Genomic DNA, 19,841 nt, shown 5'->3' on the forward strand with positions numbered 1-19,841 from the left:
GCCGGGCCCCCGCGCACGGCCCGCACGCACGGTCCCGGCGCACCGGGCCTGACCCGGCCCCCGGGCCCCTCGCACCGGGTCTGACCCGCGCACCGGGCCGCTCCCCCGCCCCCCCGGGCCCCCGCCCCCGCGGTTACGGCCGGACCTGGCCGTCCGCGTGGATGACCCACTTCGTGGACGTGAGCTCCGGCAGGCCCATCGGCCCGCGGGCGTGGAGCTTCTGCGTGGAGATGCCGATCTCCGCGCCGAAGCCGTACATCTCACCGTCGGTCCACGCGGTGGAGGTGTTGATGTACACCGCAGCGGAGTCGACGTTGCGCTCGAAGTACTCCGTCGCCCGGTAGTCCCGCGCGCTGATCGCCTCCGTGTGGCCCGAGCTGTACTTCTTGATGTGGTCCACTGCGCCCTCGACGCCGTCGACGACCGCACAGGCGATGTCGAAGGAGAGGTACTCGTCGTACCACTCCTGGTCGGTGGCCTGGACGATGTCCTTCGCCCCGAGGGCCTCCAGCTTCCCCTTGTCACCGTGGACCGTCACCCCGGCCGCCTGGACGCCCTCGATGACACGCAGCGCGTCGGCGTCCGACAGGGCGGAGTCCAGCAGCATCGTCTCGGTGGAGTTGCACACCGAGCAGCGCCGGGTCTTGCCGTTGACGATGAGCCGGACGGCCTCGTCGATGTCGGCGGACCCGTCGACGTAGTGGTGGCACGTGCCCGTGCCCGTCTCGATCGTCGGCACGGTCGCCCCGGTGACGACGGCGTCGATGAGCCCGGCGCCACCCCGCGGGATGACGAGGTCGACGAGGCCGCGGGCGGTGATGAGGTCCTGCACCGAGTCGTGCGTCCGGCACGGCAGGAGCTGCACCGTCTCCCGGGGCAGGCCGTGCCGGGCGCACACGTCCTGGAGGATCTCGACGAGGCGCGTGTTCGAGTGGACGGCGGACTTCGAGCCGCGCAGGAGCGGCACGTTCCCGGACTTCACGGCGAGGCCGAAGGCGTCCACCGTGACGTTCGGGCGGGCCTCGTACACCATGCCCATGACGCCCAGCGGCACCCGGACCTGCTTGAGGCGCAGGCCGTTCGGCAGGGTCGTGCCGCGGACGATGTCACCGACCGGGTCCGGGAGGCCCGCGACCTGGCGGAGGCCGCCGGCGATCCCCTCGATCCGGTCGGTGTCGAGGGTGAGGCGGTCGATGAGGGACTCGTCCAGCCCCCGCTCGCGACCGGCCTCGATGTCCCGACGGTTCGCGTCGAGAATAGACTCCGCCTCGGCGACGAGCGCGTCGGCGGCGTCGGTCAGCAGCGCGTTCTTCTGCTCCGTGGACAGGACCAGCTCGCGGGCCACGTCCTTGGCTTTGCCGGCCTTCGCGAGGACCTCCTCGCGCTCGGCGGCTCGTTCAGGGGACAGGTCGTCGTGTCGGTCAGTCATGGTCCCCACCATACCGACTCGTACGGACAGCCGGGCCTAGCCCGTCGCGCCGTACTCCCGCGAATGCCGGTTGGAGTAGGTGCTCAGGTAGTCCGCGTGGATGACGGGACGCTGGGCGAACTCCGGCAGCTCGGACGTCGGCTTCCCGATCATCCCCTCGAGCGTCGCCGAGTCGTAGTTCACCTCGCCGCGGCCGATGACCCGCCCGTCGGGACCGACGAGATCGACGACCTCCCCGGACGTGAACTTCCCGTCCATCTGCGTCAACCCCACGGCGAGGAGCGACTTGTGGTCCTCCACCGCCTTCACCGCGCCGGCGTCCAGGTGCAGGGTGCCCATCGCCTCGGCGGCGTAGAGGACCCAGAACTTCCACGCGGACAGGCGGTCCTCCCGGGGCCAGAAGGTCGTCCCGATGCGCGCGTCGTCGAGGGCGGCGCCGATGTTCTCCGTGGACGTCAGGAGCACGGGGATGCCGGCCCGGGAGGCCAGGCGGGCGGCGGAGACCTTCGCGGCCATGCCGCCGGTGCCGAGCCGCCCAACGTCCCCGGCGACGACCCCGCGCAGGTCCTTGCTCGTCCGCACCTCGGGGATGAACGCCGCGCCCGGTTCGGCGGGGTTGCGGTCGTACAGGCCGTCGACGTCGGAGAGGAGGATGCAGGCGTCGGCGAACGCGAGGTGGGACACGAGTGCGGCGAGGCGGTCGTTGTCGCCGAAGCGCATCTCGGACGTCGCGACGGTGTCGTTCTCGTTGACGATGGGCACGGCGCGGAGCTGCCGCAGCCGGTCGATGGTCCGCTGGGCGTTGCGGGCCCGGTCGCGGCGGCCCGCGTCGGAGGCGGTGAGGAGGACCTGGCCGATGGTCCGGCCGTAGCGGGCGAAGCTGCGCGCCCACTCCTGGGCGAGGAGCACCTGGCCGACGGCGGCGGCGGCCTGCTTCGTCGCGAGGTCGGTGGGCCGCTGCTGGAGTTCCAGGGGGCCCATGCCGCAGGCGACGGCGCCGGAGGACACGACGATGAGGTCGGTGCCCCGGTCCATCCGCGCCTCGAGGGCGTCGGCGATCATGTCGATCTGACCGGGGCTGACGCGCCCGTCGTCGTCGGTGAGGGACGAGGACCCGATCTTCACCACCACACGCTTCGCCGCGCGGATCTTCGCGCGGATCTCCGAGTCGTGCCCCATCGCCGGGTCCGCCTCGGACGCCTCGGGTTCCGGGAACTCGATGGTCGTGGCGGGGACGATGGGCCCCGGCTGGTGCACGGCGTCGCTGCCGAACTCCAGTGGCACCGGATGCGCATGGTCAGGGATGTTCCGATCGGTGTCAGACATGGGCACAATTATTACTGACCGGGTGCACCCCATGCCACGGCGGGAGCGGGTGCACTGCACTCACCGGCGTCGGCCGGCGTCGGGGGCGTGCCGCGACCGGCGGGGACGACGGCGACGCCCCCGCGGTCACCCCTGCCAGCGGTCGCGGCTCGCCTCTTCGCCGTCGCCGTAGTCGAACTCGTCGATGAGGCCACGCCGGGCCTGGGACGCCCGCTTGCGCTCGGCGGCGCTCTCCCGCTCGGTGCGGGCGAGGCGCGCGTCGGTGCCGCGGTGGGAGGGCGTGACGTCGACGCCGGCCGCGGTCTGCGGCTCCCACTGGAAGGTCACCCCGCCGATGGTGACGTCGCACCCCTCGACGGCCCCCGCACGGTACAGCTCCTGCTCGACCCCGGCCTTGGCCAGCCGATCGGCGAGGAAGCCCACGGCCTCGTCGTTCTCGAAGTCGGTCTGGAGGATCCACCGGTCGAGCTTGTCGCCGGTGACGATGAACGCGGTCTCGTCCTGCGGGTCGACGTGCACCTCGAGGTTCTCCACGTAGCCGCGGCGGGGGGTACGACGCACACCCTTGGGGGTGATGACCTCGGCGGGGGGCTCCTGCGCCGCGGTGGTCGCCCGGTGCTCCGCGACGATCGCGGCGAGGGCGAACGTGAGCTCCTTGAGGCCCTCGTGGGTGACGGTGGAGATGCGGTGGATCGGCCAGCCGAACCGGGACAGCTCGTCCTCCATGAGGTCGGCCATGTCCCGGGCGTCGGGCACGTCCATCTTGTTGAGGATGATGATGCGCGGCCGGTCGCGGAGGTCGCCGAGGCCGGCGTCGGCGGAGAGGTCGGAGCGGTACTCGTCGAGCTCGTGCTCGAGGGCCCGGATGTCGTCGACGGGGTTGCGGTCGGGCTCGGTGTTCGCGCAGTCGACGACGTGGGCGAGCACCGCCGTGCGCTCGATGTGACGGAGGAAGTCCAGGCCGAGGCCCTTGCCCTCCGAGGCGCCGGGGATGAGGCCGGGGACGTCGGCGATGGTGAACACCTCGTGGCCGACGGTGACGACGCCGAGGTTCGGCTGGAGGGTCGTGAACGGGTAGTCCGCGATCTTCGGCTTCGCCGCGCTGAGGGCGCTGACGAGGGAGGACTTCCCGGCGGAGGGGAAGCCGAGGAGCCCGACGTCCGCCATGGACTTCAGTTCGAGGACGACGTCCCGGACCTCCCCGGGCTCGCCGAGGAGGGCGAAGCCGGGGGCCTTGCGCGCCTTCGAGACGAGCGAGGCGTTGCCGAGGCCGCCGTGCCCGCCCTGGGCGATGACGACCCGGGAGCCGGGGCCGGTGAGGTCGGCGAGGATCTCGCCGTCCTCGTCGAGGACGACGGTGCCGGCCGGGACGGAGAGCGTGACGTTCTCGCCGCGGGCGCCGCTGCGGTGGTCGCCGGCGCCGTTCCCGCCGCGCTGGGCCTTGATGTGCGGGTGGAAGTGGAAGTCCAGCAGTGTGTGGACCTGCGGGTCGACCTCGAGGATGATGTCACCCCCGTGGCCGCCGTTGCCGCCGTCGGGGCCGCCGAGGGGCACGAACTTCTCCCGGCGGACCGACGCGCAGCCGTTGCCGCCGTCGCCGGCCTGGAGGTGCAGGACCACGCGGTCCACGAAACGAGACATGGTGACACCCTCCCGAGGGGCCGTGATGGGGTTGTGTGAGATGGGGACGCCGGAGAACGGACCGCGCCCCGCGTCTCCGGCGGACCGGAGGCACGGGGCGCGGTGGGACGTGTCGGCCCGGATCAGGCCTCGACGGTCTCGGCGTCGTTCTCGACGATGTTCACCAGGCGGCGGTTGCGGCGCGTGGAGAACGCGACGGCGCCGGCCTTGAGGGCGAAGAGCGTGTCGTCGCCACCGCGACCGACGTTCTCGCCCGGGTGGAAGGAGGTTCCGCGCTGACGGATGAGGATCTCGCCGGCCTTGACCTGCTGGCCACCGAAACGCTTCACACCGAGGCGCTTGGACTCGGAGTCACGACCGTTGTTGGAGCTGGAAGCACCCTTCTTGTGTGCCATTGTTTTCCCTCCTCAGGAAACTCAGGAATTAGTGCTCGGTGTGTTACTTGATGCCGGTGACCTTGACGACCGTCAGCTTCTGACGGTGGCCGAAGCGGCGCTTGTAGCCGGTCTTGCTGCGGTAGTGCATGCCGCGGATCTTCGGACCCTTGGTCTGGTCGACGATCTCCGCGTTGACGCTCACCTTGGCGAGCGCGTCGGCACCGGTGGTGACGTTCGCGCCATCGACGAGGAGAACCGGGGTGAGAGCCACGGACGTACCCGGCTCACCCTCGATCTTCTCGACCTTGACGAGGTCACCTTCGGCAACCTTGTACTGCTTTCCGCCGGTCTTGACGATCGCGTACATGGAAGGGCTACCCCTTTATTCTCTACTCGACTCAGGCACCCGTCCCGGTGGCCCTGACACGGCGCGAACCGTGCCAGTCCCCCCGAGGAGGCGTCCTGTCTGGACAATTGGCTTCACTGTGTCCAACGACCGGCCCCGCCCCCGGTGACCATGCACGGGGCGGTCGGCGGGCAGCGTGACTGCGGCTGCCGTGCGCGCGTGCCGCGCACAGGCGCACGTGACCGTCAGTTGAACAGCGACTGCTCAAGACTACCCGCCGACGGCCCGTACACCAAAATTCAGCCGTCCGGGACGTCCGGCGCACCGGGCGGGTGCACCGGGACGGGCCCGGTGCGCGGGAGCAGCCGTCGGCCGGCGCCGGGACGGGCCCCGCGGGCCGTCGCCGGGGTCAGCCGTTGCGGCGGACGACCCGGCGGCGCCGGCTGCGGCCCGACGACCGCCCGCCGCCGCTGCGCCCGGCACCGGTGTCCCGGTCGTCCGGGGTCGCGTCACGGTCGGCGGCACCGCCGCGTCGCCCGCCCCGGGCCGGGGCGTCGCCCCTCCCGGAGCCTCCGGACGGTCCACCCGACGGGGCCCCGTCCTCCGGGGTCACGCCGAAGTCGGCGGGGGTCGGCGCCACGTCCGACCGTGAGTTGCCGCGGACGGACCGACGCCGGCGCGGCGAGGTCTCGAACTCCCGACGGGCCTCCTCGTACGCGGCGCGGGCGTCGCGGACCGTGCCGCCGCCCCGGCGCGTCCCGGCCTCCCGGGCCGCCCCGTCGGTGCGACCCTTCGTGTTCCCGGTGTTCCCGGTCTTCTTCGTGTTCCCGGTGTTCCCGGTCTTCGTGCCGCCCGTGGCGGTGCCGGTGTCCGTGGCGTTGCCGGTGTGCTTGGCGTTGCCGGTCTTCCCGGTCTTCCCGGTCTTCCCGGTCTTCCCGGCGCCCTTCGCGCCCTTCGCGCCCGTGGCGTTCCCGGAGCCCGTGGTCTTCCGCACCACCCGGCGGGTCCGCCGGGACCGGCGCTGCCCGTCGCCCGTGGAGTCGCCCGTGGAGTCGCCCGTCGCCTCCGCGTCGCCGGTCCCGGCGCGCGTGCCGGCACCGGACGCGGCCGTGTCGCCGTCGCGCCGGAGGACGTCCTCGGGGACGTAGTTCTCACCGGTCGGCTCATCCGGGTCCTCCGCCGCCGCGCGGCGCAGGGCCTCGGCGGCGATCTCCGCCACGTCGGCGTCGTCCGTCCGGCGCGGGCGCCCGGTGCGCGTCGGCCGACCGGTCGCCGCGAGCCCGGTGCCGCGGCGGACGATGCGACGACGCCGCACGACCGTCGGACGGTCACCGCTGCTCCCGGCCCCACGGGCCGACGCCGCGGACGACTCCGCACCCGTCTCCGCACCCGTGTCCGCACGCACGTCCGCGTCCGCGTCCGCCCGCCCGTCGGCGTCCGCCGACCGGCTGCGCCGCGTCGCACCGGAGACCCCGGACTGCTCCGACCGCCGCGCGGCACTGACGGTCCGGCGACCGGACCCCCGGCGGCCCCGGCGCGACCGTCCGCGCCCGGACCCGTCGTCACCGCTGTCGTCCGCGGTCCCGGCGGTCCCGGCGGTCCCGTCCGCCCCGGCGTCCCGCCCGGAGCGCGCCCCGGCGTCCCGCCCGGAGCGCGCCCCGTCGTCACCGCGGCCACGGCCCCGGCCGGCCCCGGCCGCGGCTGCGTCGTCGTCCTCCCCGGACTCCTCCGCCTCGTGCGCCCGGCGCACCTCGTCGGCGGTGCGCTTCCGGATCTCCTCGGCCCGTTCCTGCTCCCGCTGTGCCTGCCGACGACCTTCCCGGCCACCGTGATCGCGGCGGCGGTCGCCGTCGTCCTCCTCCGGCTCCACCGGGTCGGGGTGGATGACCAGCCCGCGCCCGTCGCACGCCTCGCACGGCGTGGAGAACGCCTCGAGCAGCCCGGTGCCCAGGCGCTTGCGCGTCATCTGGACGAGGCCGAGCGACGTCACCTCGGAGACGTTGTGGCGCGTCCGGTCCCGCGAGAGGTGCTCGGTGAGCCGGCGCAGCACGAGGTCCTGGTTCTCCTCCAGGACCATGTCGATGAAGTCGACGACGATCATGCCGCCGATGTCCCGCAGGCGGATCTGGCGGACGATCTCCTCCGCCGCCTCGAGGTTGTTCTCCGTGACCGTCTGCTCCAGGTTGCCCCCGGCGCCGGTGAAGCTGCCGGTGTTGACGTCCACGACCGTCATCGCCTCGGTGCGGTCGAAGATGAGGTGCCCACCGCTGGGCAGCCACACCTTCCGGGACAGGGCCTTCTCCAGCTGCGCGTCGAGCTCCTTGGCGGCGAAGACGTCCTGGCCGCCGTGCTGCCGCCGGTTCCAGCGGACGAGCCGGTCCTCCAGGTCGGGGGCCATGCGGTGGACGTAGGACTGCACGACGGACCACGACGCGTCGCCGTCGACGACGAGCTCGTTGAAGCCCTCGTTGAAGATGTCGCGGATGACCTTGACGAGCATGTTCGGCTCCTCGTACATGGTCTCCGGTGTCGAACCGCGCCGCGAGCGGGCCTTCTTCTCCCGCGCCCGGATCTCCAGCCAACGGTCGTGGAGGGCGGTGACGTCCTCGCCGATCATCTCCTCGCTCACGCCCTCGGCGGCGGTGCGGATGATCGCCCCACCGTCACCCGGGATGACCCGCTTGAGGACCTCCTTCAGGCGCTTGTGCTCCCCTTCCGGCAGGCGGCGGGAGATGCCCGCGCTCGTGCCGCCGGGCAGGTAGACGAGGAACCGCCCGGCGAAGCTGATCCGGTTGGTCAGCCGGGCGCCCTTGTGCCCGACCGGGTCCTTGATGACCTGCACGAGGATCTGGTCGCCCTGCTTCAGCGCGGCGTCGATCCTCCGGTGCCGGGAGTGCAGGTACTCCGACCTCCAGTCCACCTCACCGGCGTAGAGGACGGCGTTGCGCCCCGTGCCGATGTCGATGAACGCGGCCTCCATGCTGGCCAGGACGTTCTGCACCCGGCCGAGGTAGATGTTGCCGACGATCGACTGCTGCGTCTCCGAGGTGACGAAGTGCTCGACGAGCATCCCGTTCTCCGTGACACCGACCTGCGTGGTCGTGCCGGCGTGGTCGGTGCGCTCGGAGTCCCGGACGACCAGCGAGCGGTGCACGAGCTCCCGGCGGGCGCGGAACTCCGCCCGCGAGATCGGGCGCGGGGTCTCGTTGTCCTGCTCCTGGCGCCACCGTCGCTTCGACTCCAGGCGGGTGCTGCCCTTGAGCTTCACGGGCTCGTCGACGACCTCGACGGTGCGGCCGCCCTGGTCCTTGCCGTCCTTGCCGTGGGCGCCGTGGTCCTTGCCGTTGCCGCCCTGGTTGCCGTGGTCCTTACCGTTGCCGCCGTGGTCCTTGCCCTGGTTGCCCTGGTCCTTCTGGCGGCCCTTCCGGGAGCCCCGGGAGGTCTCCTTCGGGGACTCCTTCGGGGACTCCTGCCGGTCGTCGTCCGGGGTCCGGGAGGGGGTCGACGCCGCGCTCCCCCGGTCACCACCGCGTCCGCGACCGCGGCCCCGTCCCCCGCGACGGTTCCGGCCGTCCTCTGCCTGGCCCGCGTCCCCGTCGCGGTCGTCGGAGCGGTTCCCGCCCCGCGCCCGGTCGGTGGACCCGGCGTCGTCGGAGACGCGTGCCGCCCCGACGCGGCGGATGATCCGCCGCACCCGCCGACGCCGCGGGGCACCGGTGCCCGTCGCCGGGTCCGTCCCGGCGTCCTCGCGGGCGTCCTCGCGGGCGTCGCCGTGAGTGTCCTCGCGGGCGTCCTCGCGGGTGTCGTCGCGGCTGTCGGAGGCCTCCGCCGTGCCGGCGGACGCCTGGCGTGCGGACGTCCCGTCAGCGTCAGGAGCCTCGGGGGCCTCGGACGCCTCGACGGACGCCTGCCGTCCGGACGTCTCCGCCGCGGTCGTGCGCTTCGTCGTGCGACGTCGCGGCCGCCGGCGGGACGACCGCTGGCCGCCGGACTGCTCCGCGCCCGACGCGTCCGCGTCGGTCTGCGTGTCGGCCGCGGTCTCCCCCGGGTCCGCGGCAGCGGCGGTGGCCGCGGTCGCGGTACCGGCGGTGGTGCCGGCCCCGTCCTCCGACGGCGGGAGGAAAACCGGCATCTCCGACGACGCGGCGTCCGGGGCCGGCGTCCCCGACCGCCCGGACGTGGCCGCGTCGTCGGCCGTCGCGGCCTTCGTGGTCTTCGTGGCCTTCGCACCCGCGGTCCGCTTCGTGCTCTTCGTCGCCCTCGTCTTCTTCGCCGGCTCCGCCTTCGCCTCGCTCGCGGCGTTCGCGGCATTCTCAGCGTTCTCCGGGCTCGCGGCCTCCCCGGTGTCCTGCGCGGCCTCCGCGCCCGTCGGGGCCTTCGCGCTCGTCGCACCCGCCGTCCGCTTCGTGCTCTTCGTGCTCTTCGCGGCCTTCGTGGCCTTCGTACTCTTCGTCGCCTTCGCAGCCTTCGCGCCACCCGACGTGCGGCGCGTCGCCGCCGCTCGGGTCGTCGTCCCCTCCCCCGTCGCCGCGGACCCCGCACCGTCCCCGGCCCCCCCCTGGGCACGGGCGGCCGCGACAAGCGCCTCCACCTGGTCGCGGGTCACCGACGACGACGCCACCTTCCCCTCGACCCCCGTCGCCGCGAGGGCGGCGATGAGGTCCTTGCTGGTCACACCGATCGTCTTGGCGAGGACGTGCACCCGCACCTTGGCGGGGACCTCATCGAGGACGATCGTCTCCGCCGCGCGGGCGGTCTCCGGGCTGAACTGGGCCACGTTTCTCCTTTGTCGGGGGGACGGCGGTACCACGGGCGCAGAAATCGCAGCCGCACGCGGTCGCCCGGTCCCCCGGAATGTCCACTGATTGAAAAAGCTGGTCGACGGTCCACTGCATCATCGTTGTGCCTGCCGTCGCCGCCATTGTCTCACACCGGGTCACACACCGGTCCGGCTCACCCTGACCACGGCCCCCTCCGCCCCGGACACTGCACCGGGAAATACCTATACTCGTACACATGCACCAGGACCCGAGCCGCGCCGCCCTGTCCCCTGACGCCGCCCGCCTGCTGGACATCCACCACCGGGCGTCGCCGACGTGGCGTACCGCCGCCCCCGCCGTCGTTTTCGTCCTCGGCACGGCCCTCGCCGTCACCCTGCCGCTCCGGGGCATCGAGCCGGTCGTGCTCGCCGTCACCGCGGTGGTCATGCTCGTCGTCGCCTGGTGGGGAGCCCGCGTGCCCGGGACCCGCCCGAACAGCTACGACCCGCTGCGCCCCGACGCCGTCGCCGCCGACGGCACCCGCCCCCGGGCCACCGTCGTGACCGTCGCCGTCTTCCTGCTCTACCCGGTGTTGACGCTCGCGACCGCGCTGCCGGGCTGGTTGGGGCTGCCGGGCTGGTGGGGCTGGGTCGTCTGTGTCGTCGTCGCGGCCGTCATCGCGGCCGTCCTCCTCCGCCCCGGTACGCAGAACCCGGACTACCGGCGACCGGCCGAGCTCTACCGGCTCCACCCGGGGTACCGCCCCGCCGACGACGCCGAGCAGCTCGCCGCCGTCCTCCACGCCCTCCACGCCTGCCCGGCCGGCGTCCAGGTGACCCGCGACCGGCTCCGGGACGCCGCCGGGTTCGGGGACGACGACCACCTCGACGCCGCACTCGCCGCGCTCACGGCGTCGGGTGACGCCGCCGTCCTCGTCGAGCGCCGCAGCGACGGGACGCGTGAGACCTGGCACACCCTCTCCCCCGAGGGCCGGGACCGGTTCCAGGCCCGCGTCGCCGGCACCGATGCCGCCGGCACCGCCACCGGTCGGGCCGGGGCCGCGGCGTAGCCCGGCGCTGCTCCCGGCACCGCCCCAACCGACGGCCGCGCCGGACGCGACGGACGCGACGCCCCCCCCCACGAACGGGGACGCCGCCGCACCCCAGGCCCCCGGTCAGGGGCGCGGGAATACGGCGGCGGTGAGGTCCGGCAGGGTCAGAGGTTCGGGAACCAGATGCCGATCTCGCGCTCGGCGGACTCCGGGGAGTCGGAACCGTGGACGACGTTCTCCGCGACGGACAGGGCGAAGTCACCGCGGATCGTGCCCGGGGTGGCCTTCGACACCGGGTCGGTGCCGCCGGCCAGCTGACGCCACGCCTCGATGGCGCGCTCGCCCTCGACGATGCCGGCGACGAGCGGGCCACCGGTGATGAAGTCCACGAGCTCACCGAAGAACGGCTTGTCCTTGTGCTCCTCGTAGTGCTTCTCCGCGGTCTCGCGGTCGGTGACGCGGAGGTCCAGGGCGGCCAGGGTGAGGCCCTTGCGCTCGATGCGGGAGATGATCTCGCCGACGATGCCACGGGTGACGCCGTCCGGCTTGATGAGGATGAGGGTGCGTTCAGTCATGCCCGTCATGGTAGCTGACGGGTGCCCGTCGCTCAGCGCACACCCGACGCCCACACCCCCATGTCCCCCGCACCCCCGTGCCCCCGCCGCCGGGCGGTCACTCCCCGGCGTCGTCCCGGCGTTCCGTCGGCCAGTGCTGCGCGGGCAGCAGCCCGCGGCGCTGCCGCTCCCGGATCGTGTGCCGCAGGTAGTACACGTACACCCACGCGGCGGCGAAGATCACGCCCGCGATCCCGATCGCGGGGTGCACGACGAACCCGGCGACCGCCAGGACCTGCAGGATCACGTTGACGGGCGTGGCCCACCGCCGCTTCTGCAGTCCGCTCATGAGGAGCATCACCACCCCGAGGACGGCGACGTAGGTGATGTTGAACGGCGTCGCGTACGCGCCCTCGTCGACCCGGAGGACGACGGTCAGTGCCAGGAGGACGACGATCGCCTCCATGACCAACGCCCCGGACATCACCCACGTGCCGCTGGCCAGCGGGTCCGTCGCCGTCTCGTGACCGGGGCCGAGCGGACCGTAGCGGTCGTCCCCCGCCGACCCCGACCTGCCCGCCGCGGCCGCTCCGGCCGTGCCGTTGTCGTCCGTGCTGCGCCTGTTCACCGTCGTCGCTCCTTCCGGCTCCCGCCGTCAACCCTGTCCACACCGTCGTCACCACCGGTCACGACCGGCCACCGGCCGTCACCCACCGTCACTCGCCGTCACCGTCCGTCGCCGGCGCGGGGCGCTCCCACCGCGGCCGGGGCGGCTCCCACCGCCGCAGCCCGTCGAGCAGCCCCGCCGGGGTGTCGGCGACGACAAGCCCGTCCCGGGCCCCGGCGGAGAGGAACCCCCGCCGCACCATCGTGTCGACCATCTCCACCAGCGGGTCCCAGTAACCGTCGACGTCGTACAACGCCACGGGGCACCGGTGGATCCCGAGGATCTGCGCGGTCCACACCTCGAAGAACTCCTCGAGCGTACCGACCCCGCCGGGCAGGGCCACCATCGCGTCGGCCGCGTCGGCCATCCGGGCCTTCCGCTCGCCCATCGTGTCGACCACCTCGAGGCGGCCGAGCCCCGTGTGCGCGGTCTCCCCGTCGACGAGGGCCCGCGTCGTGACCCCGAGGACGTCCATGCCCGCCGCGACGGCGGTGTCCCCGACGATCCCCATGAGCCCGGCGCGACCCCCGCCGTACACGAGACTGTGCCCCGCGTCGGCGAGCCCCCGCACGACCTCCCGGGCGGCCTCCGCGAACCCGGGCCCGTCGCCCGGGGACGACCCGACGTACACCGCGACGCGCATCAGGCCGGCTCCTTCCCGAACAGGGTCCGCGCCTCACCCGCGGTGACGACGGACCCGGTGATGAGCACACCCGCGCCGGAGACCATGCCGTCCCCGCCGTCGTCCTCGGCGAGCTGGGTCGCCAGCTCCACCGCGCCCGGCAGGAGCGGCGCGACGTGCACCCGCTCCTCGCCGAAGGCGTCCCGCGCGTACTCGGCGAGGGTCTCGACGTCGAGGGCCCGCGGGGAGGTCGACTGCGTGACGACGACCTCGTCCATGACCGGTTCCAGTTCCGCGAGGATGCCCCGGGCGTCCTTGTCGCTCAGCACGCCGACGACGCCGACGAGCCGCCGGAAGGAGAAGTCCCGGTCCACGGCCTTCGCGAGCGCCCGCGCCCCGTGCGGGTTGTGGGTCGCGTCGATGAAGACGCTCGGCGCGCTGCGCACCCGCTCGAGCCGGCCGGGCGACCGGACCTGCGCGAACCCCCGCCGGACGGTGTCGACGTCCAGCTGGCGGTTCGCCCCGGCGCCGAAGAACGCCTCGACGGCGGCGAGGGCGAGGGCGGCGTTGCGCGCCTGGTGCTCCCCGGACAGGGGCAGGACGATGTCCGTGTACGTGCCGCCGAGGCCGCGGAGGGTGAGCTGCTGCCCGCCGACCGCGACGGTCGACTCGACGACGCCGAACTCGCTGCCCTCCCGGGCCACCGCCGCGTCGGCCTCGACGGCCTGCCGGAGGATGACCTCCATCGCCTCGGGCTCCTGTTCGGCGACGACGGCGACGGTGTCCGGCGGGCTGAGCAGGTCGTCCGTGTCCCACGGGGAGGAGATGATCCCGGCCTTCTCGCCCGCGATCGCGGCGATCGTGTCGCCGAGGTAGTCGGTGTGGTCGAGGCCGACGGGCGTGATGACGGAGACGTCGGCGTCGATGACGTTCGTCGCGTCCCAGCGGCCGCCCATGCCGACCTCGACGACGGCGACGTCCACCGGGGCGTCGGCGAAGGCCGCGTACGCCATGCCGACGAGCACCTCGAACGTGCTCATCCGCGGCCCGCCCGCCGCCTCGGAGCGGGCGTCGACCATCTCGACGAACGGCTGGATCTCCCGCCACGTCGCGACGTAGTCCCGCGGGTGGAGCGGCACGCCGTCGACGGCGATGCGTTCGGTCGGCAGCTGGAGGTGCGGGCTCGTCGTCCGCCCGGTGCGCCGGTGGAACGCGCGGAGCAGGGACTCGATCATCCGCACCACGGACGTCTTCCCGTTCGTCCCGGCGACGTGGATGGACTGGTAGGAGCGCTGCGGGGACCCGAGGAGGTCCATGAGCGCGCTGATGCGGTCGAGGGTCGGGTCGATGCGGGTCTCGGGCCAGCGGGCGGTGAGCTCGGCCTCGACCTCCCGCAGCTCCTCGAGGTCCGCGGCGGTCACGGGCCGGGGCGGCCGCGCGTCCGGGTCGTCGGCGACCCCGGTCCCGGAGGTGTCGACGCTGCCGCCGGCGCCGTCGCCGGTCCCGTCACCGAGGTCGACGGGCAGGCTCAGCCCCGTCTCGTCGAGGCCCACCTCGCCGATGCCCGGCAGGGACTCGAGGGCCCGGTCGATGTCGGCGTCATCCATCACGGCGTCCGGGTCCGCCCCGGCGGGGTCCGGGTTCGCGCCGGTGGTGTCGTCGGCGGTCACGAGGGCAGCCCCTCGAGCCGGGCCGTGATGCGCGCGACGTCGCCCTCGGCGACCGCCTGCCGCTCGCGGATCCCGGCGACGACCGCCTCCGGGGCCTTGGCGAGGAAGTTCTCGTTGCCGAGCTTCTTCGCCGCGTTGTCCAGCTCCTTGCGCGCGGCGGCGAGGTCCTTCTCCAGGCGGCGGCGCTCGGCTGCGACGTCGACGGTGCCGGACGTGTCGAGCTCCACCGTCACCGTCACCCGGCTGAGGCGCACCTCGACCGACGCCGTCGGCGTGAAGTCCTCCCCCGGCTCCTCGATCCGGACGATCGAGCGCAGGGCCGGCTCCAGGCCGAGGATGTCCGCCGCCGCGCAGTCGACGCGCGCGGGCACCTTCTGCGTCGGCTTCACACCCTGGTCGGCGCGGAACCGGCGCACCTCCGTGACGAGGCGTTCCATGTCCGCCATCCGGCGGGCGGCGTCCGCGTCCGGCTCCGCCCCGCCGTTCGTCAGCTCCTGCCCCGGCCACGCGGCGACGACGATGCTCCCCGGGTAGCCGTCGACACCGTCGGTGAGGGCGTCCCACAGGGTCTCGGTGACGAAGGGCATCGCCGGGTGGAGGAGGCGCAGGACGGCGTCGAGAACCCGGCCGAGGACGAGGCGGGTCGACTCGCCCCGGGCGAGCTCCTCCTCCGTCGCGGCGTCGGCGTCGCGGGGGATCTGCACCTTCGCGATCTCGACGTACCAGTCGCAGAACTCGCCCCACGCGAAGCGGTACAGCGCCTCGTGGGCGACGGCGAACTCGTACCGGTCGAGGTGCTCGTCGACGAGCGCCCGCACCGCCTCCAGGCGGTCGAGGATCCAGCGGTCCGCGTCCGTGAGCGTCGCGCGCGGCGGCAGCTCCCCGACCCGCGCGCCGTTCATGAGCGCGAAGCGGGTGGCGTTGAACAGCTTCGTCGCGAAGTTCCGCGACGACTGGGCGGAGTCCTCACCGACGGGCAGGTCCGTGCCCGGGTTCGCGCCGCGGGCGAGGGTGAAGCGCAGGGCGTCCGCGCCGTAGTCCCGCACCCAGTCCATCGGGTCGATGCCGTTGCCGAGCGACTTGCTCATCTTCCGCCCCTGCGCGTCACGCACGAGACCGTGGAGGACGACGTCGGTGAACGGCACCTGCGGCCGGCCGTCGCGCGCCGCGCGGGCGGCGTCGTCCCCCGACAGCGGCGACCCGTCGACGGTGTCGGCGAACGTGGCGAACATCATCATGCGCGCGACCCAGAAGAACAGGATGTCGTAGCCCGTGACCAGCGTGGACACCGGGTAGAACCGCTCGAGCTCCGGGGTGGCCTCCGGCCAGCCCATCGTCGAGAACGGCCACAGCGCGGAGCTGAACCACGTGTCGAGGACGTCCTCGTCCTGCACCCAGCCCTCACCCGTCGGCGGCTCGTCGTCGGGGCCGCAGCACACGATCTCGCCGTCCGGCCCGTACCAGACGGGGATCCGGTGGCCCCACCACAGCTGGCGGGAGATGCACCAGTCGTGCATGTCGTCGACCCAGTCGAACCAGCGCGGCTCCTGGCTCGCCGGGTGGATGGTCGTGTCCCCCTCCCGGACCGCGTCGCCGGCCATGCGGGCCAGCTCCTCCACCCGGACGTACCACTGGAGGGACAGGCGCGGCTCGATGGCCTCGCCGGAGCGCTCGGAGTGGCCGACGGAGTGGACGTACGGGGCCTTCCGGGCGACGATGCGCCCCTGCTCCTCCAGCGCGAGGCGGATCCGCTCCCGCGCCTCCGCCCGGTCGAGGCCGTCGAACTCCGTGCCCGTGCCGGTGACCCGGCCGGACTCGTCGAGAACGACGGGCATCGGCAGGTCGTGGCGCTGACCCATCGCGAAGTCGTTCGGGTCGTGCGCCGGGGTGATCTTCACCGCACCCGTGCCGAACTCCGGGTCGACGTAGTCGTCGGCGATGACGACCATCTCGCGGTCCGCGATGAACGGGTGGGGCAGGCGGGTGCCGACGAGGTCCCGGTAGCGGTCGTCGTCCGGGTGGACGGCGACGGCGACGTCACCGAGCATCGTCTCGACACGGGTCGTCGCGACGACGACGTGCGGGGCGGCGTCGTCGAGCGACCCGTACCGGATGCTCACGAGCTCACCCTCGTCCTCGGAGTGGACGACCTCGATGTCCGAGATCGCGGTGCGCAGCACCGGCGACCAGTTGACCATCCGGTTCGCCCGGTAGATCAGCCCCCGGTCGAACAGCTCCTTGAACATCGTCTGCACCGCCCGGGACAGGCCCTCGTCGAGGGTGAACCGCTCCCGCTCCCAGTCGACCGAGTCCCCGATGGCGCGCATCTGGGACTGGATGACGTCCCCGTAGCGCCGCTTCCACTCCCAGACCTTGCCGACGAACTCCTCGCGGCCGTAGTCGAACCGGTCGCGCCCCTCGGTCTCCTTGAGGGACGCCTCGACCTTCGTCTGGGTGGCGATGCCCGCGTGGTCGCTGCCCGGCAGCCACAGCACCTCGTAGCCCTGCATCCGCCGCCGGCGGGCGAGGACGTCCATGAGGGTGTGGTCGAGGGCGTGACCCATGTGCAGCTGGCCGGTCACGTTCGGCGGCGGCAGCACGATGGAGAACGGCGGCTTCGTGCTCGCGGCGTCGGCGTGGAAGTAGCCGGCGTCGACCCAGCGCTGGTAGAGGTCCGCCTCGACGGCGGAGGGGTCCCACTGCGCGGGCAGGGCGTCGGCACGGTTGGCGGCGTTGCGTTCGGAGTCACTCACGCCGGCCAGTCTAGTGCAGGCCCGCCCGCCGCTCCGCACCCGCCGTGAGCAGGACGGACAGGGTCACAGGAACCCGGCGTCCCGCACGGCGTCGACCTCCGAGCGCAGCTCCGCGACGGTCCGGTCGATCTTCGCCCGCTGCGCGTCGCCGATCTCCAGGCCGGTGACGGTGCGCCACTCGCCGTCGACGCTCCGGCAGGGCACGCTCGCCACGACGCCCTCGGGGATGCCGTAGGACCCGTCGGAGGGCAGCGCGACGGAGACCCAGTCCCCCTCCGGCGTGCCGTGGATCCAGTCCCGCATGTGGTCGCACGCCGCCGACGCGGCCGACGCCGCCGAGGAGCGCCCCCGGACCTCGATGATCTCCGCGCCCCGGCCGGCGACGCCGGGGATGAAGTCCTGCTCGAGCCACGTCGCGTCGAGGTCGCCCGCGACCGGGCGGCCGTCGCGCAGCACCTCCGTGACGTCGGGGAACTGCGTGGACGAGTGGTTGCCCCACACGGTCATGCGGGTGAGGTCGGTCGTCGCGCAGCCGAGCTTCTCCGCGAGGCGTGCGAGCGCCCGGTTGTGGTCGAGCCGCGTCATCGCCGTGACCCGCCGCGGGTCGCGGTCGGGCAGCTGCGCGGCGACGATCGCGGCGTTGGTGTTCGCCGGGTTGCCGACGACGAGCACGCGGAGGTCGTCCGCCGCGTTCTCCGCGAGGGCCCGGCCCTGGGGGCCGAAGATCGCGCCGTTCGCGGTGAGCAGGTCCGCGCGCTCCTGACCCTTCGTCCGGGGCGAGGCACCGACGAGGAACGCGGCCTCCGCGCCGGCGAAGGCCGTCGCGGCGTCGTCGGTGACGTCGACGGAGCGGAGCAGCGGGAACGCGGAGTCCGCGAGTTCCATCGCCACCCCCTCGGCCGCGCGGACGGCGTCCGGGATCTCGAGGAGCCGCAGCCGCACGGGGCGGTCGCCGAAGACCTCCCCGGTCGCGAGGCGGAACAGCAGAGAGTAGGCGATCTGCCCCGCCCCGCCGGTGACGGCGACGGTCACGGCGCGACGGTCGTCCCGGTCACCGGCGGCAGTGTCCCCGCCCTCCCCCGGCTGCGGGTCGGAGGTGACGACCGACGCGGAGATCGCCTCGATGACGGTGCGGGTGCCGGGGGCGTCGGCCCCGTCCCCGGCGGAGAGGGTCGGCGACCCGGCGGTGCCGGTGGTGGTCGACGGTGCGGTCGTGGCTGAGGTGCGGACCCCGGTGGTCCCGGCGGTGGTCATGGGTGTGTCTCCCGTCATTCGCGAGGTGTGCGGGGCAGCGTCGACGACGGTGCCCGTCACCGTCCACGGTAGACCTGCGGCCCCCGCCGCGCCCGGGGACGCCACCGGACGGGGGCACGTCCGCGACCCACCCCTGTCGGGGGTTCCGCAGCCCGCCCCGCGGGGGTGCCGACGACGCGGCCGGGGGCACCGGGGGGCCGGCGGTGACCGGTGTCCGGGTATGGTCAGGACGTCAGACGTCCGGTGGTGGTCCGCCACCCCCGTACCGGACACCCAGCACGCCGTGCCGGTCCCCCGGCACCCTCGCCCCACCACCGCCGCGGCCCCGTCCGGGGTGGTGACACGAAAGGACCTCCCCCATGTCGTTGGCCGATACGCCGCAGGGGCACCCGCGGCCGTCCTCCGCCCCGGGGACGCCGTCGGCTCAGACCCGGCACGACCCGGCGTTCGCCGCCCAGGCCGACGCCGGGCTCCCCCGGGGCCCGCGGGCGGCGCGCGACCCCCGCGATCCGGTGGACGTCCGCGACCTGCCGGAGAGCCACCGGCGGTACGGGTGCCCGCCCGCCGAGTACGTCGCGGTTCTCGACGCCGCCCTCCCCCGGCTCGTCGCCTCGGGGGCGGCGGGCGTCACCGGGGACGGCGCGGCCGCTGTCGCGGTCGCCGCCGGGGTGACGCGTCAGCACCCGCTGCTCGCCGACCCGGACGAGCTGTACCGCGAGGCGCTGCGGCTGGCGTTCCGGCGGATCTGGCCGCGCCCGGACGAGATCGAGGTGGAGAAGCTCGTCCCGGCGGACGCGGTGCGCGCGTTCGTGCGTTCGAGTTACCGCCGGCACCGGCGGAACCCTGTGGCGGTCCAGCTCATCATCCGGGAGAACCTCACGGGTGACGCCGGGGTCGTCGACCGGCCGGGGGTGCTGGAGTCCTCCCCGGTGGTCCTCCAGATCGACCGGGTGCTCATGCGCGGCCAGGACTTCGGCGCCTTCCGCCCGGGGATCTCGGCCGAGGACCTGTACCTCGTCATCGACTCCCTGTGCACGTTCCCCGCCGCGGCGGGGACGACGTTCCGCGCGCACTACGGCACGGACCTGTGGGAGCAGCACAACGCGGACGGCCTGGAGCACATGGCGTGCGACGTCGCCCTCGCGTTCCTCACGACGTCGATGCCGACGACGCAGGGCAGTTCGTACACGCACTCCTCGCCGTCGCGGACGACGCCGACGTCCGTCGCGGCGTCGCTGTACTCCTCGGAGGGGCGCGACGCCGAGCCGCTGCGGGACCGCCCGTCCGGGTCCGCGGACGTGCACGACCTCCCCCACCGCTAGGCTCGCGGCTCACGGGCCGCGCCCCCTCCCGGGCCCCCGGCCCGGGCGTCCTCCCCCGCGTCACCCGGC

Annotated in this window: 14 protein-coding genes; 2 read left to right on the top strand and 12 right to left on the bottom strand. The window is 73.7% G+C overall.

Annotated elements, in window-relative coordinates:
• Positions 1–133 precede the first annotated feature (133 nt).
• The 6 genes from CBOVI_RS07520 to CBOVI_RS07545 all read right to left on the bottom strand — a co-directional run bounded on the left by CBOVI_RS07520 (position 134) and on the right by CBOVI_RS07545 (position 9,896).
• Positions 134–1,429: a glutamate-5-semialdehyde dehydrogenase gene (locus CBOVI_RS07520; RefSeq protein ID WP_125185915.1), complete on the bottom strand. Its 1,296-nt coding sequence runs from the start codon at positions 1,427–1,429 to the stop codon at positions 134–136.
• Between the two features lie 36 nt (positions 1,430–1,465).
• Positions 1,466–2,755, bottom strand: a complete 1,290-nt coding sequence (gene proB, locus CBOVI_RS07525; RefSeq protein ID WP_029157876.1) for a glutamate 5-kinase — start codon at positions 2,753–2,755, stop codon at positions 1,466–1,468.
• A 126-nt stretch (positions 2,756–2,881) separates the two neighbouring features.
• Positions 2,882–4,396, bottom strand: coding sequence for a GTPase ObgE (obgE, locus tag CBOVI_RS07530; RefSeq protein ID WP_029157875.1), 1,515 nt, complete (start codon positions 4,394–4,396; stop codon positions 2,882–2,884).
• Between the two features lie 122 nt (positions 4,397–4,518).
• Positions 4,519–4,791 (bottom strand): 50S ribosomal protein L27, encoded by a 273-nt coding sequence (rpmA, locus tag CBOVI_RS07535; protein WP_010269110.1) that lies wholly within the window; start codon positions 4,789–4,791, stop codon positions 4,519–4,521.
• A gap of 43 nt (positions 4,792–4,834) precedes the next feature.
• Positions 4,835–5,140, bottom strand: coding sequence for a 50S ribosomal protein L21 (gene rplU / locus CBOVI_RS07540; RefSeq protein WP_010269106.1), 306 nt, complete (start codon positions 5,138–5,140; stop codon positions 4,835–4,837).
• Positions 5,141–5,528: 388 nt separating this feature from the next.
• Complete coding sequence (locus tag CBOVI_RS07545; protein ID WP_183273606.1) at positions 5,529–9,896, bottom strand: translation initiation factor IF-2 N-terminal domain-containing protein; 4,368 nt, start codon at positions 9,894–9,896, stop codon at positions 5,529–5,531.
• A gap of 239 nt (positions 9,897–10,135) precedes the next feature.
• Between CBOVI_RS07545 and CBOVI_RS07550 the strand changes: the two genes are divergently transcribed.
• Complete coding sequence (locus tag CBOVI_RS07550) at positions 10,136–10,948, top strand: hypothetical protein (RefSeq protein ID WP_010269499.1); 813 nt, start codon at positions 10,136–10,138, stop codon at positions 10,946–10,948.
• 146 nt (positions 10,949–11,094) lie between these two features.
• On the opposite strand, the gene ndk is transcribed toward CBOVI_RS07550, so the two are convergent.
• From ndk to CBOVI_RS07580, 6 genes are all read right to left on the bottom strand, one after another.
• A complete protein-coding gene (gene ndk, locus CBOVI_RS07555; protein WP_010269496.1) occupies positions 11,095–11,505 on the bottom strand; it encodes a nucleoside-diphosphate kinase in 411 nt (136 codons plus the stop codon).
• A 97-nt stretch (positions 11,506–11,602) separates the two neighbouring features.
• Entirely contained in the window at positions 11,603–12,112 is a 510-nt protein-coding gene (locus tag CBOVI_RS07560) for a DUF4233 domain-containing protein (RefSeq protein ID WP_010269493.1), read from the bottom strand.
• Between the two features lie 88 nt (positions 12,113–12,200).
• The gene (locus tag CBOVI_RS07565) at positions 12,201–12,794 is read right to left on the bottom strand and encodes an LOG family protein (protein ID WP_010269490.1); all 594 of its coding nucleotides are present in this window, start codon (positions 12,792–12,794) and stop codon (positions 12,201–12,203) included.
• Positions 12,794–14,443, bottom strand: a complete 1,650-nt coding sequence (folC, locus tag CBOVI_RS07570) for a bifunctional tetrahydrofolate synthase/dihydrofolate synthase (protein WP_010269488.1) — start codon at positions 14,441–14,443, stop codon at positions 12,794–12,796. The genes CBOVI_RS07565 and folC overlap by 1 nt, the downstream gene beginning before the upstream one ends.
• On the bottom strand, positions 14,440–17,205 hold the full coding sequence (locus tag CBOVI_RS07575) for a valine--tRNA ligase (RefSeq protein WP_050798239.1): 2,766 nt from the start codon (positions 17,203–17,205) through the stop codon (positions 14,440–14,442). Before CBOVI_RS07575 ends, folC begins: the two co-directional genes overlap by 4 nt.
• 54 nt (positions 17,206–17,259) lie before the next feature.
• The gene (locus tag CBOVI_RS07580) at positions 17,260–18,450 is read right to left on the bottom strand and encodes a malate dehydrogenase (protein ID WP_010269483.1); all 1,191 of its coding nucleotides are present in this window, start codon (positions 18,448–18,450) and stop codon (positions 17,260–17,262) included.
• 359 nt (positions 18,451–18,809) lie between these two features.
• On the opposite strand from CBOVI_RS07580, the gene CBOVI_RS07585 reads away from it, so the two are divergent.
• Complete coding sequence (locus CBOVI_RS07585; protein ID WP_010269479.1) at positions 18,810–19,772, top strand: hypothetical protein; 963 nt, start codon at positions 18,810–18,812, stop codon at positions 19,770–19,772.
• Positions 19,773–19,841 lie beyond the last annotated feature (69 nt).

The sequence above is a fragment of the Corynebacterium bovis DSM 20582 = CIP 54.80 genome, from assembly GCF_030408615.1.
Taxonomy (GTDB): Bacteria; Actinomycetota; Actinomycetes; order Mycobacteriales; family Mycobacteriaceae; genus Corynebacterium; species Corynebacterium bovis.